Origin of the sequence: Arcticibacter svalbardensis MN12-7 (assembly GCF_000403135.1) — a bacterium.
Classification (GTDB): Bacteria; Bacteroidota; Bacteroidia; order Sphingobacteriales; family Sphingobacteriaceae; genus Arcticibacter; species Arcticibacter svalbardensis.
Window position 1 is genome coordinate 1 of record NZ_AQPN01000050.1, and the last position, 18162, is coordinate 18162.

Sequence of the window (18162 nt, forward strand, 5' to 3'; positions counted from 1 at the left end):
ATAAAGGGGAAAACCCCTTTATTTTATTTTTTTAGTCGAATCCCTTATTATCATGGAGGTAGGTAATACAACAGACTGATTTCCTATCGTTACCAACGGGTCTGAATTAAGTTTCTTTAACAAAATCGTGATCACTTCATTGGCAATTTCAGCTATCGGCTGTGTAATAGCGGTAATGGAGGGAAAACTCAATTCAAATAGATCATGATTATCAAACGCAATGACAGCTAAATCATCCGGTATCGTTAAACCCAGTCTTTTAATCGCCTTTAGCCCACTTATAGCAAGGTAATTGGTACCAAATAATACGGCATCCAAATCCTTTTTACTTTCCAAAAAGGTTAGTATATGATTGATGTTATTCTCCTGATCTTTTGAAAAAGGAATCTCCACCACATGCTCCTTCAAGCCCTGTTCGGACAAGGCAGACTTATAACCCTGCAACCTACCCAACATTTGAGATTGAACAGAAATCAAGGTAACCAATCCAATATTTTTATAGCCACGATCAATCAGATGATTGATCGCATTATACGTACTGGCGTTATTATCCACTTCAACAGCATCTGTTTCCACACCCTGAAGTACACGGTCAAACAGTACAACAGGAAGCCCTGCAGCAATCAGTTCATTAATATCTTCCTCTACTCCTACAGGCGCAGAAATAATATATCCATCTACATGGCGCTCCCTAAACATCTGAATCAGATCTTTCGTCTTCTCCGGATCATTATCCGTGCTGGAATAGATGATCTTATACCCATTTTTATAGGCGTTTTCTTCAATAAAGCGTGCTATACCCGAAAAATACGGATTCGAAATATCTTCAACCATTAGGCCAATGGTATTTGATTTACCTGTGCGTAAACTCCTTGCAAGCGAATTAGGCTTGTAACCTACTTCTTCCACATACTTTAAAACACGTTCAACAAGTTCCTTCCTGATTCTCTTTTCAACTGCATGTCCGTTTAAAATAAACGAAACAGTAGTAGCTGAAATATCCAGACTTTTTGCAATGTCGTTAATCGAAAGTTTTTTCTTTTTCACCTCTAAATATTGTCTATACTGTCAAACATAAAAAGTTTATCTGATAGTCTGTTAAATCATCCGATTTATTAACTTAATTTACAAATATTTACAATTCTATCACAACGCTGATAAGTTTTGTCGATAAAAGTATTAATGCACATCTATCCTCTTTCGCTGAAAACTATAGATCAGATAAAAAAGTGCAGGCAAAATAAATATACTCCCCAGTAATAGAGCCCAACCCAGTGCTTCTATAGTTTTATCATGTCCACGATGTTCCAGCAATGACAAATACCCCCCATTTTTAAGGATCACAATATTGGGAAAATGCCTGACCGTTGTAGTAAAAAGAATCATGGTAACCTGAAAACCTGCCAGCAAACGGATCCATCCTATACCTCCCTTAAAAAGCAAGAACCATAATAAAGCGAGCGAAAGCGTAGCAGCAATGATGGCCGTCAAACCTATTGCATTCCCAAATACCCATTCTAAAAGAGGGATCCCCTCTAATGTAGCGGCAATAAACACCAATCCCCCACATACAACAGCCGCAATATTCAACCGGAGCGCTTTACTCACAAACATCTTCTTTTCCTTCTCATTATCCGTTTCGCCAATCAGATAAATTGCCGCAAGAAAGCCGCATATCGTCACTGTGAACAACCCAACAGCAACAGAAAACCAGTCCAGCCAACTAAAAACATAAGCAGAAAGAAAATCCGTTGCAGCAGGATCTATTTTACCCGAAACGGCACTTCCGGCAATGATCCCCAGAAAAAAGGGAGTCACGAAGCTGGAATAAGCAAAGATCTTATTGTAAAGATGTTGCATATCATCCACTACCGCATCATAATGCCGGAACGTAAAGGCCGTTCCACGGGCAATAATACCCAACAACATAATCGTAAGCGGAATATGAAGATTGATAGACATCCGGGAATAAATATCAGGAAAGCCGACAAATAAGATGACAATGGTAATAATCAGCCACATATGATTTGCTTCCCAAACAGGCCCAATCGCACGATACAACGTTTTACGAGTTTGCGCTTTGTTATTTTCAGAAGTAAATAATTCAATGATACCGGCGCCATAATCAGCTCCACCTAACAAAAGATACAGCAATATAGCTGTCCATAAAAAAGCAATTACAACGTATAACATGGCTTAAATATCATAAAGTTTATCTACCATCTTAATCTGACGGTAAAGCATAAAGACTACCAGGATGGCTAAAGAGACGTACACGGCCGTATAGAGATAAAAAGAATATTGGATTCCCGGCATAGGCGTCACCGCATCAGCAGTTTTCATAATTCCATTAATGATCCAGGGCTGCCGGCCCACTTCAGTAACCGTCCAGCCAGCTTCAACAGCCAGGAAACCCATCGGAGTAGCCATTGCAAACAGTTTAAGCAGCCATCTACTCGTTAACCAGTCCTTCTTTTTCCACAAGGCAATAAAATACAATACGGCAATGGAAAGCATAATCATTCCCAGCGCAACCATAATCTGAAAAGCAAAATGCGTGATTGCTACCGGTGGTTGTTCATCCTCAGGAATCTGATCCAATCCCTTTACTTCCGTAGTAAAATCTCCGTGAGCCAGAAAACTCAGCATACCCGGAATCTTAACCGCATAGTTGACTTCCTTATTCTTAAGATCAGGGATCCCGCCAATGACCAGTGAAGCAGACTTTTCCGTATAAAAATGCGACTCCATAGCAGCCAGTTTTGCGGGTTGTCTTTGTGCCACATCTTTAGCAGAAACATCCCCGCTTAAAGGTTGAAGAACAGCAGCTACAGTAGCAAATAAAGCTGCAATCTTAAAGGCTTTTGTGTGAAAATACACATTTTTGCCTTTTAATATCATCACTGCATGAACACCCGCAACAGCAAATCCTGTAGCAACAAACGCAGCAATACACATATGGAGTGCCTGTGAAAACCAGGCATCATTAAACATCGCCTTAATCGGATCAATATTAATATACTTGCCATCAACATAATCAAATCCCGCAGGACTGTTCATCCAGGCATTAGCAGCGACAACAAGAATTCCCGAAAGAAGTCCGCTTACCCCTACCACAACACCAGTAAACCAATGAAACCAGGGATTAAACCTATCCCAGCCATATAAAAAGAATCCAAGAGCAATGGCCTCAATAAAGAAAGCCGTTCCTTCCAATGAAAAAGGCATTCCAAAAATAGGTCCTGCATGTTTCATAAACTCCGGCCAGAGTAAACCCAGTTCAAAAGAAAGAACCGTTCCTGATACCGCACCAGTAGCAAAAAATATCGCTACCCCTTTACTCCATGCCTTCGTTAAATTCTTATATACCACCTCATTGGTACGCAACCAATAGAAATGTGAAACGGCCATAAAAAAAGGCATAACCATTCCGATACACGAGAAAATAATATGAAAACCCAGGGAAAGGGCCATTTGTGACCTGGCAGCTATAAAGTTATCCATAATAGCAAAGTAATAAAGTTTAAAGGTGGCAAATTAGTAATTCTCAGCCAGAATGAGGAATCCTTATTTATCCGAATTTTATATCCCTATCCCAAGATTAAAGGCCTGGACAATAAATTTTCACCTCCAAAAGAGGTTCATTCTGCCAGTCAACTTTCCTTCCAACTGCTTTAGGATCGACACTAGGATGCTTTTCAAATAGCTCTGATAATAATATAACGAATTGATTATCAGGACGAACAACATCAAGTGAGTATTTCATACAACAAAGATGTATGTTTAAAAATGCAATTCATTTTCTTGCGGATTATCTTTTTTCCAGCTATGTGGTGGATTGGGTAATAACTTTGGCCTTTTGCATTGGCCACCAATAGCCAGCCAAAGCGATAATAGCTTATATGGCTTAAAAAATGTATCACATTGTATTCAGGACCTATTATCAATCCTCTTACAATAAGCTGATCAATTTGTTGCTGGAGGGTTAAAGCAGCTTTAATGTACACGGATATTAAGGTTTACAAAAGGTATAAAAGCAAAAGACACGCCCTGGAACGCTGTTCTTAAGGTTAGTGTGGCGTGTACTGTTAGTACAAAGTACAAAGATACTAAAAACCATGTACCTATTTAAAAATCAGCTTTCGCAAACTTCAAACAAACAACTCCATTTTAATTTACCTTTTACAATAAGATAATCTTACCATGATGCGCAATGTTTTATTTCTCACTGCTTTTTTTATTCACTTGTAAAAAAGAAGGTGACGTTATTGCTCCGGAGGAAATAAAACCTGAGAAACCTAACATTGATTTACCACAGGTCGTTACAAGAGAAGTCACTTACCTTACATATTATTCCGTCACAATAAGAGGAAGTGTAGTAGGGTCTGCTGAAAAACTCAAAAGACTAATTCAACGATATATTTTTATTAACCCTTTTGCACCGATTTCGCTCATTGCTGAAAAACGCCTGCTCATGATTATAATTTTTAGCCAAAAGTATACTCCCCGGCCAAATTGATCTTTCCTTGCACTTACTATCCCTAAAATCCGAATAACTAACTGATTATCAAAATAATTTTTACTTTATCAGCAGACCCTATTTAAAGCTGAACTATAGATATAAGACATATGATTCAAAGCACAAACAAAGCAACAAAAATCCAGAGTAAGTCCGACTTTAACTACTCCACATCGGACTCAATCTGGATTCTTACTGCATTCTTATCTGATTCTTTTATAATCAGGTTTCAAATAGACATACTGCAGGCCAACCCTTCTTACCCCCATGACAAGACCTAAAAATGTCAATCTATTAACTCGAATCATATAAAAAAGCAGTTTTATATGATTTATAAAAAGCATATCGATCTACAAATTCTTAATCCATTCTTCTCCCTCAAGAACATGTGTTTATGAAAGGCCTCTATGAATTTGAGTAATTAAAAAGCCCGGAATTAACCAGGCTTTTTAATAGAATTTATAGCACTTTTAATTTACGGATTACCTATTGATATACCCTAACGTAATCGACTTCCATGACTCCACTTGTGAAATTTGGATCCACAGCACCCGCGAAATTACCACCTACGGCTAGATTTAAGATGGCAAAGAAATTTTGGTTGAAGGGAAGGCTGCTCAAGTTGTTAAGAGTATAAAAAACGTTGCCATCTACTGCAATTTGGATCTTCGAGGCGGTCCAGTCAAGGGAATAGATATGAAATTCGGTCGTTGCATTGGTAATGACCACATTCCCGCCCATACCATTAGCACCGGAGTGTTCAGGGTAATGAAATGTCCCATAGATCTTATTCAAATCATTTCCTTTATGTTCCATAATATCAATTTCTCCGCAAGCAGGCCATGCAACCGTTGAAGAATTATCGCCTAACATCCAAATGGCTGGCCAGGTACCTCCACCTGCAGGCAGTTTAGCCCTTACTTCAATCTTTCCATATTTAAAGGAGAATTTACCCTTTGACAAGAGACGTGCAGAGGTATACCCGCTGCCATTATAACTTTCCTTCTGGGCTTTTATTTTAAGCGTACCGTCGGATACCGTTACATTATCACTTCTGTTAGTGTAATATTCTGATTCATTATTACCCCAACCTCCGCTGCCTGTGCCGATATCATAGCCCCATTTTGCGGGATCAGGTGCCCCGGCTGTATTAAATTCATCCGACCATATTAAGGAAGTAACCGTTGATATGACAAGCTGCACAGACTTTGTTGCGGACTTACCACTATTGCTTTTTGCCGTTACATTCACGGTGTAAGTCCCGGAAACAGGATATTTATAGATTGCCGACCCGGAGGAAGATGTTGCAAAATAGCCGTTCCCGAAATCATATTCAAAGTTAACCGCATTGGTTGCCGAAGCAGTAAAGGATACGTTGCCACTGTTGTCAGGGCTAACTACATACGTTATCGTTATATTGGAAGGAGCGTCGGCAGGATAATTATCGCTGTTGCCGTTACTCTTACTGCAGTTTACAAATACAGTAACCAGTAATGTCAGGAAAAATGTGCGAAGATATTGCATAGTATTACGATTTATAATCATGGTTTAACTTTTAACTTTTGATACCAGGCAAGGCCGTCGAGACCAATATTTCTTAACGTGATGGTTGTGGAGGTAAGAGATAAGATCTCATAGTTAGTGCCACCTGTACCAAAGTTAATCAAGCCGTTTCCGGGGACTACAAACTGTATTCTGGTCGAATTTGCAGAAGTAGATCCCGATGTAGCATCCATAAAAGTAAGGTTCCGCGGTGTGTTCAGATCGATCGGATAACAATCATCTCCTCCAGATTTACCATAATAGGCCGTGGCGTCTGCAGTAAGAAAAGAAGACCCTTTGTTATTGACACTCAATGAAACGCTATTTTCTCCTGCTTTAGTAAAGGTGATTTCATCGTCGTATAGGCATTCTGCCCGCTGATTTGGAGTAGCAGCATAATAATCGGGCGTATAGGTGCCAACGGGCCCAACACCCACATGTCCGGGCGACTCACGATCTGTGACCCAGGTTTGTGAGGTTCCCTTGGTTAGATTCAGCATCATCTCTGGCGGGATACTAAAATTAACCAATACCGTTATTTTTTTGCTGGTGGTTGTGGTAATACCTCCTGTACCAATTGCAGTTACCATAACGGTATAGTCAGAAGTGCCAGGAGTGTTATATTTATAGTTAATGAGCCCTTCGGGTACCATTTGCCATTTGCCATCGCCAAAGTCAATTTTATAGGACATTGCGTTAGAAGCCGTGGCGGCGATGGTAATGGTACCTGTTCCATTCCCGTTTGGATTACCTGTATCCTGGCCTGCTATCTCTGTAGATAGATTCAAATCTGTTGGCGTGACCAGTTTATTCAAAGAATAATCCTGTTTCTTACAGCCGGTAAAAGTAATTATTGCTGTTAAACAGCTAAGCAATATTACGTTTATAGTGATTTTCATGATTCTTTTTTTTGAGATTAGTTAAGTGATAAATCATCAAATAGCCAAGTGAAATTTGCCGAACCGTCTCCTACTGTTCCGTTATCAAAAATCAGTACCACTTTCTGATAAGAATTTGCGGTGTTGATGGTGCTGTAATCAAACGTGAGTTCTTCCCAGGCGTTGGCAACGGTTGTAACTACTTCTTTATCAAAACTGATAGTACCATCGCTGAGGTTTTCCACTTTGAGAAGAACTTTAGCCCCGACTCTTGGTGAAAATACCTTTAACTTAAAAAATTTTTTCGTTGAAAAATCGATCGGATGATCTAGTGATATGTACGCGCCTCCCCAGACTTGACCTGCGCCTTTTACCATTTTGGCGACTGTACTGCTGGTATTGATACCCACTGGATTAGGGTTACTGATTACGGTGGCCACACCTCCGTCGAAATTAGTGAACGAATAGTTAAGTATGGACGATTCAAAATCAAGAGGGATCCCTAATACGGGGGCCGTTACTGTGCCCGTCACAAATTTAACATCATCCCAGTAAAATATCTTTCCATCTCCACTAGTATTAAAGTCGAAGAAGACGGAAGCCTTATCATAAGCGGTTGAAAGATTGAGGGCTGGTGTTCCTACAGCAGCGTTCTTGAAGTCGAATGTTAAGGTTTCCCACGTGTTTGCCAATGTAGTTAGCGCTTCTGTTTCTACAGATTTAGTGCCATCGCTATGATCCTCGATTTTTAACCTTACATGGATTCCTGCAGCTGGAGAATAGACCCGCATGGTCATTCTGGAAGCATCTGCTGAAATAGGAATTCTAGTAGTAAATCCGACTGCAGTACCAATTGTAGTTCCGGCCCAGACTTCTGCGCCGTTGGGTTTTACAGATTTCATCACCTTCTTCGCGCTATTAACCGGATCAGCAGATAAGGAGGAGATATTGCCTCCAAAATCGCCCATGGTGTAATCATATTGCGGATCGTTAAAGCTAACCGGCAAGTCAATCTGTTTACCCACTTTAACAGTTTCAGAATAGGTTGTTGTAGCAGCGCCTCCACTTAGGGCAACCACCCGGATCGTGTATGTTCCTGCAGATGCATAGGTATGCATTGCCGCAGTTCCTTCTAAAAAGGTGTCGTAGGGTTCGGGCAACTGATCGGTAGCGTCACCATAATAAACATGGAACATCGTTTCATATAGGGCTGTAGCATTAATATCCACAGACAATCCAGTGGTTGTAATGGTAGTTTTTAAATCCTCAGGAGCCTTGAAAGATATGGTAAGTGGTTGGGTGATTTCCATCGATTTACCGGTAATGTTATATCCGATTATCTTTACGGTATAGAGTCCTTCGACATACTTATGCTGCGCTGTATTCCCTGATAGCACCTTAGCATACGTGTCGCCTCCATCTCCATAATAAACATCATAAGAGGCTACGCCCTCGCCGTTGGGCGAGATGGTGACCAGACCCGTATTGTCCTGTGTGATATCAAAAAGGACTGATAGTTTTACCGGGTCGGCAATGCCATTTAAAAAGGAGGTATCGTCGTAAATTTCCTTTTTGCAACCTGCCACCGTTACCAGTAAAAATGCCAGGCCTACAATATATTTTGTTGCGTTCATGATTATACTTTTAAAGGTTAGCGATTAGTACCCCGGATTTTGTGTGAGTCCTGAAATGTCAATCTCTTTCTGTGGAATAGGGAATACTTCATTCTTTCCTGCTTGAAAACCAGTGATTTTTGTTGCAGCCTGTCCGGTTCGTACCAAATCAAAAAAGCGGTCTCCTTCCATTGCCAGCTCAAGTCGTCTTTCATCCCAAATTGCTTGTTTTAAAGAGGTGCCTGTGGCGGTAATGTTGTGAAGGTCGTCGCCAAACGCCCGGCGACGCACCTGGTTTAAATAACCCTGCGCTTTACTATCATTGGGTTTGCTGGCTCTGTTGTTTGCTTCTGCAGCCATCAGCAATACTTCGGCGTACCGAAGCGTCCTGAAATTGTTCAGATAATTCAATTCTACCTGTCCCGATGTTTCTCCTTTTCTGGGCAGATATTTTTGATTGTATAAGCCTGTGTTTTTATATGGCGCAACCTGATAAGTGAGGCCGTATTGAGGATGGGCAGCTTTATAGGCTTCGATATCCATAATGGTTACGTCTTTGCGCTGGTCGCCTGCTGAATACGCATTAGCTAATTCTTTAGTGGGCAGATTGGAGCTCCATCCTGCAGCATACGGCATGTCTGCACTACCACTGATTCCCCTGATACCATTTTGTTGTACGGAATAATTACCCTGACCTCTTGTTTGCCCGCCCCAGTTAGAATAAGGAGAGCCATTGGTGTACTGGATTTCGAAAACCGATTCAGGGCCATTCTCCCCTGTGGCCAGAAATATAGAGTTAAAGTCGCTTACCAGGCTAAAGGCATTCGATGTAATGACGTTTTCGAGTACAGTAGAAGCCTCGTCGAATTTATTTTCGTATAGATAAACCTTCCCAAGGAGTGCTTGGGCTGCATATTTAGTGATCCTACCTTTCTGTGCCTGAGTGGTTGGCAACACTGCTATGGCATTGTTGAGATCAAGTTCTATCTGTGTGTATACATCTGCTTTGGGTGATCGCGTCAGCGTTCTGGAATCACTTAGTTCCAGCCGTTTATCTGTAAAAAGGGGAACATCGCCAAACATCTTTACCAGGTTGAAATAATAGTAGGCTCTTAAAAAATAGACTTCCCCATAAAGAGCTTCTTTGCCATCGAAATCAACCGTTTCTCCGGCTTTATTTTTGTCCTTATTCTGTGTTAAATAATTCACACGGTTTACACCTTCATAGGCAACCCTCCAGAGATCTTCCAAGGTAGAATTTACCGGGGTGAGTGTGTAATCGTCTATTTGTTGAAGTGGTAATATATCTGAGGCCGTTTCGCCACCTGCTACAGAATTCTCCGATGCAATATCCCCTATCGGAACAGTCTGATTTAGCCATTGTAAAGGTGTATAGGCACTTATTATCATGGTCTGATAATCACTCTCTGATTTTAAGTAATCAAGGTCGGTTACTTTGAAATCATCGTGCGGATTATAATCTACCCATTTTTTGCAAGAGCCAAGCACGGTAATAAAAAGTACCAGACCTGCCAGTTTTATGTATGTATTTTTCATGGTTTTATTTCTGGTTAGTGATTAAAGTCGAATATCAAGGCCAAAGGCGTAGATTCTTGAAATTGGGTAAGCTCCCTGGTCGACCCCTGTGTTTAATATTCCACCTGATATTTCAGGATCGTAACCGGAGTACTTAGTAAATGTAAAAGCATTTTTTACCTGTCCATATACCCTGATACTCTTGAAAACACCGCCATTTAGTGCTTTAGGGAAAGTATACCCTAACTGCAGGTTCTTTATTTTTACAAATGAACCATCTTCTACGTAGCGGTCTGATACCCGGATGTTGTTATTTGGATCAGTAAAAATGTACCTGGGATATCGTGCATCATTTGTGGTACCGGGACCAGTCCACCTGTTCAATACACTACGTACCTTGTTGGTATAATTCCCATTTCGTTCATATGCACGGTAGATATCATTGCCGACAGAAGCATACGTAAAGGCACTGAAGTCGAACTTTTTATAAGTTACACTAAAATTCCATCCTAATGTAAACTGCGGAAAAGGATCGCCGATTTTAACCTGGTCATCCGCAGTAATCGCTCCATCTTGATTGGTATCAGCAAAGCGGATATCGCCTGGCTGAGCGCCTGATTGCGTAGGTGCTGCAGTAACTTCAGCGGTAGATTGGAAGAGTCCTTCGGTTTTGTAACCATAAAAATATCCGGGTGTTTGTCCTTTTTCAAATACGGTTACAGTTTGTGATTGTCCATTAAAATAGCTGTTGCCATAAATCTTTGCGGTACCATCAGAGTTGGTGGCGGTCACCTTATTTTTGCTAGAGGTAAAAGTGAAGGAGTTATTCAGCCTAACTGACGGACTGATTTTTTCGTTATAACTCAGACTGACATCCACTCCATTGCTTTTTGTAGAACCGATATTTGCAGTCGGGATTGGGGCTGTTCCCAGGTATAAGGAAGCTGAAGGGGTAAATAAAAGGCCATTTACTGTCTTATCAAAATAATCAGCGGATAAAGAGAACTTGTTTTTGTAGAAGGTGAGATCAAAACCAATGTTTGCTTGCAGCTGTTTTTCCCAGGCCAGATCGTTATTGGCTGCAGAACCAATAGTAGAACCGGGGTAAAAAACATTATTGAAATTATAGCCATTGCTGTTTGCAGTAGACCCGTAATCAGGCCCGCCGGTAACCACCTGTACATACTGAGGGCTTACGTTTTCATTCCCAATAGAACCATAACTTCCCCTTAACTTTAAATAATCAACGAATGAAGAATTGAAAAAGGATTCACTGCTGATTACCCATCCCAGAGATCCGGAATAGAAATTTCCGAATTTATTATTCGTTCCAAAAGCATAAGACCCGTCACGGCGTGCTGTAAAGGATGCGATATATCTTTCGCGGTAATCATAATTTACCCTACCAAAGTAAGATAAATTTTTTCTGAAGTACTGGTAATAGTTTCCGGTAAGTGCAGTGCTGTTTGTGGCGGAGTTAGTTCCCGTAGCAGCGGTAAAATCGGCAAACTCCCAAGAGTTGTAAGGAACATCCTGCCTGCTTGCCCCATCGGCATTCCCTGATGTTTTTGCGAGTGAAAAACCGAGTACTGTTTCGAAGTGATGGTCTTCTTTTACTTTGAAATTATAGTTGGCAAATGTTTCCCAGGTATAGTTGAAATTACTTGTCTTTGTATGCGCCACATTGTTATGCGCTCCATCAACGGTCGTACCGTCTGCATTCATTGTATTATTAACGTTATTAAGGCCATAGAAAACAAGGGGAGTAAAGGTTTTTGAATTATCATCGTATTTAGTATATCCAAATCTGCTGCTTACTTTTAAGGCCTTTAAAATGTCGTATTGCAATTCGAATTTTCCGTACAGCTTGTTACCTGTATTTTGATTGTACGTATTATCCAGTTTTGTAAGCGGGTTAAAAACTTCAGAAAGGATAACATTGCTGAAACCATATTTGCCTACGGTGTTCGGGACAGTGTTGAATACGGGTACAGTAGGGTCAAAATTTAGCGCGCTTCCTATAATGCTGTTAAAGGAATTTTCAAGAATCCCCTTTGAAAGCAGGATCACATCAGTAGCATTGACAATGAATTTAAGTTTGGGTGCTAGATCAAAATTAAGATTAGCAGTAAAATTTCCACGGTCGAAGGTTGACTTATCGGTGCCGCCAACAATGCCCCCCTGTCCTAAATATCCGGCGGAAAGAAAATAGGACATTTTATCGCTTCCACCGCGTGCCGAAATATTGTGCGACTGCATAGGAGCATTATGAAATATTTCTTTTTGCCAGTTGGTGCCAGTTCCTAACTGAGAAAGGTCCTGAAATATGGTGTTACCTCCTGAGCTTACACTTCCCTCATTTACAATTGCCCCGTATTCTGCGGCATTCAACACGCCAATATAGCGAGGAACCTCTTGTACTCCAAAGTTGGCATTTATCGCAAATTCAGTTTTCTGATTTTTCTTCCCAGTTTTGGTTGTCACCACGATAACGCCATTACCTCCTTTTACACCAAATATGGCAGTTGTTGCAGCATCCTTGAGTACGTTGATGGACTCAATATCATTTGGGTTTATCGAGTTAAAATCCGTTAACGATTGGGGTGATCCGTCAATAATAACAACGGGATCGGTACCTGAAAAGGATGGTATCCCTCTTATAAGTACAGTAGGAGCGGCGCCAGGAGAGCCACTTTGAACTACTGTGACACCAGCAGCCTGACCCTGCAATGCTTCTTCTGCACGTACGGGAGTTAGCTTTTGAATCTCTGCCGATCTAACGGTTGATATAGCTCCTGACACTTTGGTTACTTTCTGAGTTCCGTAGCCTATCACTACGACTTCATTTAAAATGTTATCAGCGCTTTCGTCCAACGCAAAATTAAGCACACCACCTTGGGTAACTTTTCTCTCTATAGGTGCCATACCTATAAAGGACACTGTTATGGTAGTTCCATTTGCGGGAATTAGTAGTGAGTAGTTGCCGGCAGCGTCTGTAAGAGTGCCCATCTGGGCGTTTTTAATGGATACTGAAGCTCCTGGCAAGACTTCGCCTGTTGATTTTTGGGTAACTTTACCATATAAGCGGACACTTTGGGAATAAGCGGTGCCTACAAAACATAAGAGCAAAGCAATACCCATACAAAATTTAAGTTTTAATTGCATGTAGTTAATTTTTTAAGTAAGTAATACTGTACAGTTCCTCCTGATTATAATAGGTGTAACTATCCGGTCAGATTCAGGGCGGTGGGGCTGATGGTATTAAAATAAAAGTACAGGGTTTACTTAGGTTTAAATGAGTCATACTTTTGAAGGTTAATTAAATTTGCGATTAGTTTTATTAATCAAAAGTATACTAAAACCCTGTTAAACAAGTAATGATCGGCTACATCACTACTACACACTTTTAAAAAATCATATACCCGAAGATATTCGCGCCATTTTAATACTTTTGTTAGTAATGTTGATAATCAGCATGAACCTATGCTTTTACGGATTTTCTTTTTCGTCGTAGTACTACTTACTTCTGCGCATACTATATTTTCTCAGTCCTACATCGGACAGCGTGAGACTGTGAATTTTGTTAAAAGACAGTATAATGCGGGTACTCAAAACTGGAAGATCAGGCAGGACGCCCAAGGAAGGATGTATTTCGCTAATAATGAAGGGTTACTGGTATTTGATGGGGCTAGCTGGCAGTTATACCCACTCCCTAATAGAACAATTGTATGGTCTATTGAATTCGGGAAAGATAAACGGCTATATATCGGAGGGCAGGATGAGATAGGTTACTTTTCTCCGGCAAAAAATGGACTGCTAACCTTTACTTCCCTTAAAAAGCTATTGCCCAAGACTGATCAGGAGTTCTCTGATATATGGGATATTGTCAGTTTTGGAAATGATATTTTCTTCCGTTCACGCAAGAAAATATTCCGTTACAGTAAGGGTAAAATTATCGGATACCCCCCCTTGTCGTCATGGCTTTTTCTAGGCTTAAGCCATAACCACCTAATTGCGCATGATGAAAAGAAAGGACTGCTTGTTTTCAAAAAGGATCACTGGCAAACATGGATAGATAAAAAACTGCTGCCTCCCAGTTTTTATATTACCTCTGTATCTGAATTTGGCAAAGATACCAGCTTGATCACGACAGCTAAGGATGGGCTTTATTTACTTGCAGGTACTAAGTTAAAATCCTGGCCGCTATCAGGCTTCTCAATAGATAATTACCAGCATTTTTCTGGAGCAATACCATTGGCTGACCATAATTTTCTCTTAAGCACCTATACTAATGGAATCTACCAGGTAGATAGAAAAGGAAAAGTCGTGGAGAATCTTTCAAAAAAAGAGGGACTACAGAACGCTAATGTGAGGAGCCTGTTTATGGATGTTAATCGAAATGTCTGGCTGGGACTAGATAATGGCATCGACTTTATCGCCTATAACAATGCAGTTAAACACATTAATCCCCCGGTATTTCAAGATGGGGGTGGCTATTCCACTGTATTTCATAAAAACAGCTTATATTTTGCATTAACCAACGGAATTTACAAGTTGCCGGTTCATATTACCGGCGATTTAAGCTATGCAGCAAATAATTTAAAATTGATATCCGGGGGACAGTCCTGGCAGCTGGAAGTTGTAGACAACACCTTGCTGGCCGGAAGAGATGACGGACTGTTTAAGATAGTGAATGACAAGCTGCTTCCTATAAGTACAATTACCGGGTTCTGGATAGCTAAGCCCTTGATTAATAACATTGGGTCATCAGCGATTGTTGCTGGCAATTACTATGGAATCCGACTATTTAAGCGTTCAAAAGATACGTTTATTGACAAGGGAGATATGGGTCGGTATTATGAGTCAGCGCGATTTCTGGAAATAGATAAAGATAACATGATCTGGACTTCCCATCCTTACCGGGGAGTTTATAAAATCAGCCCTGGAAACTCAGGTGTCGAAACCTACACTCAGGCACAGGGCCTACCTTCTACGCTTAATAATTTTGTTTTTAAGGTTAAAAACCGGGTGGTGATTGCGACACAGAAAGGTATTTATGAATACAATAAGAAAACTAATCGGTTTCAGTCATCAATTCAATTTAAAAAAATATTTGGTAATAGAAGTTTACGTTATTTAAAAGAAGATCCTTCAGGAAACATCTGGTTTGTAGAAGGGAAAAGTATTGGGGTGGTCGACTTTTCTTCAAAGCCAGTCATTATTAATTTCCCTGAATTAAATGAAAGAATTCTCAGCGGCTTTGAAAATGTATATCCAATAAATAATTACAACATCTTTGTTGGCAGCGAGAAGGGCTTTTATCATATTAACTTTGCAAAGTATAAGCAGAACATCCGTCCGCTTAAAGTCTTTATCCGAAAGGTAAAAGCTACAGCCAATACAGACAGCCTGCTTTATGGCGGATACTTTGGGGATGTTTATTCAAACAATAAGCAAACTGCGGATGATATTCCATCGCTTGGTCATCTCTGGAATTCGTTGCATTTTGAATACTCTTCTCCCATATTCGAAGAGCAACCCAACTTAGAGTATAGCTACCTTCTAGATGGGTTTAATAATGAGTGGTCTGGATGGTCGAAAAAACAGGAAAAGGATTATACCAATCTTCCGGCAGGTACTTATATGTTTAAGATAAAATCGAGGGATCATCATAATAATGAATCTTCAGTTTCGGCTTATTCTTTTTCAATTAATCCACCTTGGTATCAAACACAATGGGCCTTTCTTCTATACCTGATACTCGGGGCTTACCTGCTGTATTTTGTATATAAGATTCAGGAACGGAGACATATTAAAAAGCGGGAAAAAGAACTTTTATTGCAACAGCAAAAAAATGAAGAAGAACAAAGGCATACCGCCTACCTACATAGGATAGAAATGGAGATCTCTGAAAAGGAGGTTATTAAACTCAAAAATGAAAAGCTGGAGGCCGAGATAGAACATAAGGCTTCTGAACTGGCTTCAGCAGCCTTAAACATTGTTCAGAAAAAAGAGTTTCTTTTAAGGGTTAAAGAAGGTCTCCAACGGCTCGAGAAGTCAGGCAAAGAAACAATTGATACGGTGGAGATCAAAAAGATTGTTCGGTTGCTGTCGGAGGAGAAAAAAATCAACGAAGAATGGGAACAGTTTTCAGTTCATTTTGATAAGGTGCATACCGATTTTTTAAAGGTTATCAAAGAAAGATATCCCAGCATTAACCAACCGGAATTGAAATTATGTGCCTACCTGATCATGAATTTATCGAGCAAGGAAATCGCCCTGCTCATGGCTATATCGGTAAGAGGGGTGGAGATTAGCCGGTACCGGCTGAGAAAAAAATTACAGATCTCAACGGAAACTAATCTTTTTGAGTTCTTGTTTTCTATACAAATGGAGTGTATGAAATAAGATTCCGCAATATTAAATCTTAATAAGTAGAATGCCTGATACCTTCCTTTATTCCCCTATTAAGTAACAATCTTTATTGATTCCCAACAACCCTATTTAAAGTACCCATTAAATACTTATATTTTTATAATTTTGCAAATTAATAAGGGATGAATCCTTAAACGGATTTTTAATACCCTCAAACCATCAGATTTAAAATTTAATACAATATAATGCAGGATCAGATCACTCAATATACTTCCGAAATACTGGCTTTCGAACCATCCTCTGCTGAAGAACTGGAGATCTTCAGAATTAAATTTCTGGGAACAAAAGGGATCATTAAAGACTTATTCGATGCATTCAAAGCTGTTTCTCCAGAGGAAAAACGCCTGCTGGGTAAGGTTTTGAATGAATTTAAGAAAACAGCTGAAGAGCGGTATCTGCAATTTAAGGATGCATTTGAATCCGGAAGCGGTGCAGATGATGCGAAATTAGATTTAACCTTACCGGGAGAGGGATTTGAAAATGGATCGCGCCATCCACTGTCATTGGTCAGGTCCGAAATTATAGAAATCTTTAAGAAATTAGGCTTTACGGTTGCAGAAGGTCCTGAAATTGAAGATGACTGGCATAACTTTTCTGCGCTTAATTTTCCTCAGGAACACCCTGCAAGAGATATGCAGGATACCTTTTTCATTAAAAAAGATGCGGAGAATGGTGATATCGCGCTTCGTACCCACACTTCTTCTGTACAGGTGAGGATGATGGAAAATGGTAAACCACCTTTCCGGTCTATTATGCCGGGTCGTGTATATCGTAACGAAGCAATTTCTGCACGTGCACATTGTTTCTTCCACCAGGTTGAAGGTTTATATATCGATGAAAATGTTTCTTTTGCCGACCTGAAGCAAACGTTATTTTATTTTGTTCAGGAGATGTTTGGCGAAGGAACTAAGGTTCGTTTCCGCCCTTCTTATTTCCCGTTCACTGAGCCTTCTGCTGAAATGGATATTTCATGTACCATCTGCGGTGGTGATGGATGTGCGTTTTGTAAACATAGCGGATGGGTTGAAATACTCGGTTGTGGTATGGTTGACCCTAATGTTTTGGAGAATTGCGGTATAGATAGTACCAAATTTACAGGTTATGCTTTCGGAATGGGTATTGAACGTATTACCAATCTGAAGTATCAGATTAAAGATCTTCGCCTGTTCTCCGAAAATGATGTTCGCTTTTTAAAGCAATTTCAAAGTGAAATTATATAATGAACAGAATTGCGCTTTTAGTTGGAATCTGTCTAATTTTTGTTTCATGTGGGAAAGATCCTTCAGGAGTACCAGACGTACCAGTTAGTTTCCGCGCTACAATTTTTGGCAATCCACAATATAGCGGTTTATCTGTACCCGGGGGATATGTGGAAGTGCCGGGTCAGGGTGTGGCAGGATTGATTATTTATAGAACGGATTTTAGAGGACTGGTTGCTTATGACCGTTGCAGTACTGTTAATCCGGAAAAAGAATGTGCTGTTCATGTAACTACTGTATTCACAGCTACTGATCCTTGCAGCGGAGCGATATTTTCACTCTTAGATGGATCACCACAAAACAACATCGCTACAAAGCCGCTAAAAACATATTACGTCACTGAGAGTAGTAATGGACAACAAATCTCCGTAAGCAATTAA

13 protein-coding genes are annotated in these 18162 nt (G+C 40.2%); 4 read left to right on the plus strand and 9 right to left on the minus strand.

Annotated features, from left to right (window positions below; genetic code table 11):
- Positions 1-18: 18 nt before the first annotated feature.
- The 4 genes from ADIARSV_RS06300 to ADIARSV_RS21815 form a co-directional block, all read right to left on the minus strand.
- Complete coding sequence (locus ADIARSV_RS06300) at positions 19-1047, minus strand: LacI family DNA-binding transcriptional regulator (protein ID WP_016194597.1); 1029 nt, start codon at positions 1045-1047, stop codon at positions 19-21.
- 132 nt (positions 1048-1179) lie between these two features.
- Positions 1180-2193, minus strand: coding sequence for a cytochrome d ubiquinol oxidase subunit II (locus tag ADIARSV_RS06305; RefSeq protein WP_016194598.1), 1014 nt, complete (start codon positions 2191-2193; stop codon positions 1180-1182).
- Positions 2194-2196: 3 nt separating this feature from the next.
- Entirely contained in the window at positions 2197-3504 is a 1308-nt protein-coding gene (locus tag ADIARSV_RS06310) for a cytochrome ubiquinol oxidase subunit I (protein WP_016194599.1), read from the minus strand.
- A gap of 97 nt (positions 3505-3601) precedes the next feature.
- Entirely contained in the window at positions 3602-3766 is a 165-nt protein-coding gene (locus ADIARSV_RS21815; RefSeq protein ID WP_016194600.1) for a hypothetical protein, read from the minus strand.
- Positions 3767-4213: 447 nt separating this feature from the next.
- Here ADIARSV_RS21815 and ADIARSV_RS22405 point away from each other — a divergent pair, with 447 nt between their 5' ends.
- Positions 4214-4519: a hypothetical protein gene (locus ADIARSV_RS22405; protein WP_040299297.1), complete on the plus strand. Its 306-nt coding sequence runs from the start codon at positions 4214-4216 to the stop codon at positions 4517-4519.
- 486 nt (positions 4520-5005) lie between these two features.
- On the opposite strand, the gene ADIARSV_RS06325 is transcribed toward ADIARSV_RS22405, so the two are convergent.
- Genes ADIARSV_RS06325 through ADIARSV_RS06345 form a run of 5 tightly spaced genes read right to left on the minus strand, consistent with a single transcriptional unit; the run spans position 5006 to position 13253 of the window.
- Positions 5006-6064: a family 16 glycosylhydrolase gene (locus tag ADIARSV_RS06325; RefSeq protein WP_152439789.1), complete on the minus strand. Its 1059-nt coding sequence runs from the start codon at positions 6062-6064 to the stop codon at positions 5006-5008.
- Positions 6061-6960: a hypothetical protein gene (locus tag ADIARSV_RS06330; protein WP_016194602.1), complete on the minus strand. Its 900-nt coding sequence runs from the start codon at positions 6958-6960 to the stop codon at positions 6061-6063. Before ADIARSV_RS06330 ends, ADIARSV_RS06325 begins: the two co-directional genes overlap by 4 nt.
- Positions 6961-6977: 17 nt before the next feature.
- Complete coding sequence (locus ADIARSV_RS06335) at positions 6978-8573, minus strand: hypothetical protein (protein ID WP_016194603.1); 1596 nt, start codon at positions 8571-8573, stop codon at positions 6978-6980.
- A 24-nt stretch (positions 8574-8597) separates the two neighbouring features.
- A complete protein-coding gene (locus ADIARSV_RS06340; protein ID WP_016194604.1) occupies positions 8598-10109 on the minus strand; it encodes a RagB/SusD family nutrient uptake outer membrane protein in 1512 nt (503 codons plus the stop codon).
- A gap of 21 nt (positions 10110-10130) precedes the next feature.
- A complete protein-coding gene (locus ADIARSV_RS06345; protein WP_016194605.1) occupies positions 10131-13253 on the minus strand; it encodes a SusC/RagA family TonB-linked outer membrane protein in 3123 nt (1040 codons plus the stop codon).
- A gap of 318 nt (positions 13254-13571) precedes the next feature.
- On the opposite strand from ADIARSV_RS06345, the gene ADIARSV_RS06350 reads away from it, so the two are divergent.
- From ADIARSV_RS06350 to ADIARSV_RS06360, 3 genes are all read left to right on the plus strand, one after another.
- Entirely contained in the window at positions 13572-16496 is a 2925-nt protein-coding gene (locus ADIARSV_RS06350) for a ligand-binding sensor domain-containing protein (protein ID WP_016194606.1), read from the plus strand.
- A gap of 212 nt (positions 16497-16708) precedes the next feature.
- Positions 16709-17743, plus strand: a complete 1035-nt coding sequence (gene pheS, locus ADIARSV_RS06355; protein WP_016194607.1) for a phenylalanine--tRNA ligase subunit alpha — start codon at positions 16709-16711, stop codon at positions 17741-17743.
- Complete coding sequence (locus tag ADIARSV_RS06360; RefSeq protein ID WP_016194608.1) at positions 17743-18162, plus strand: Rieske (2Fe-2S) protein; 420 nt, start codon at positions 17743-17745, stop codon at positions 18160-18162. Before pheS ends, ADIARSV_RS06360 begins: the two co-directional genes overlap by 1 nt.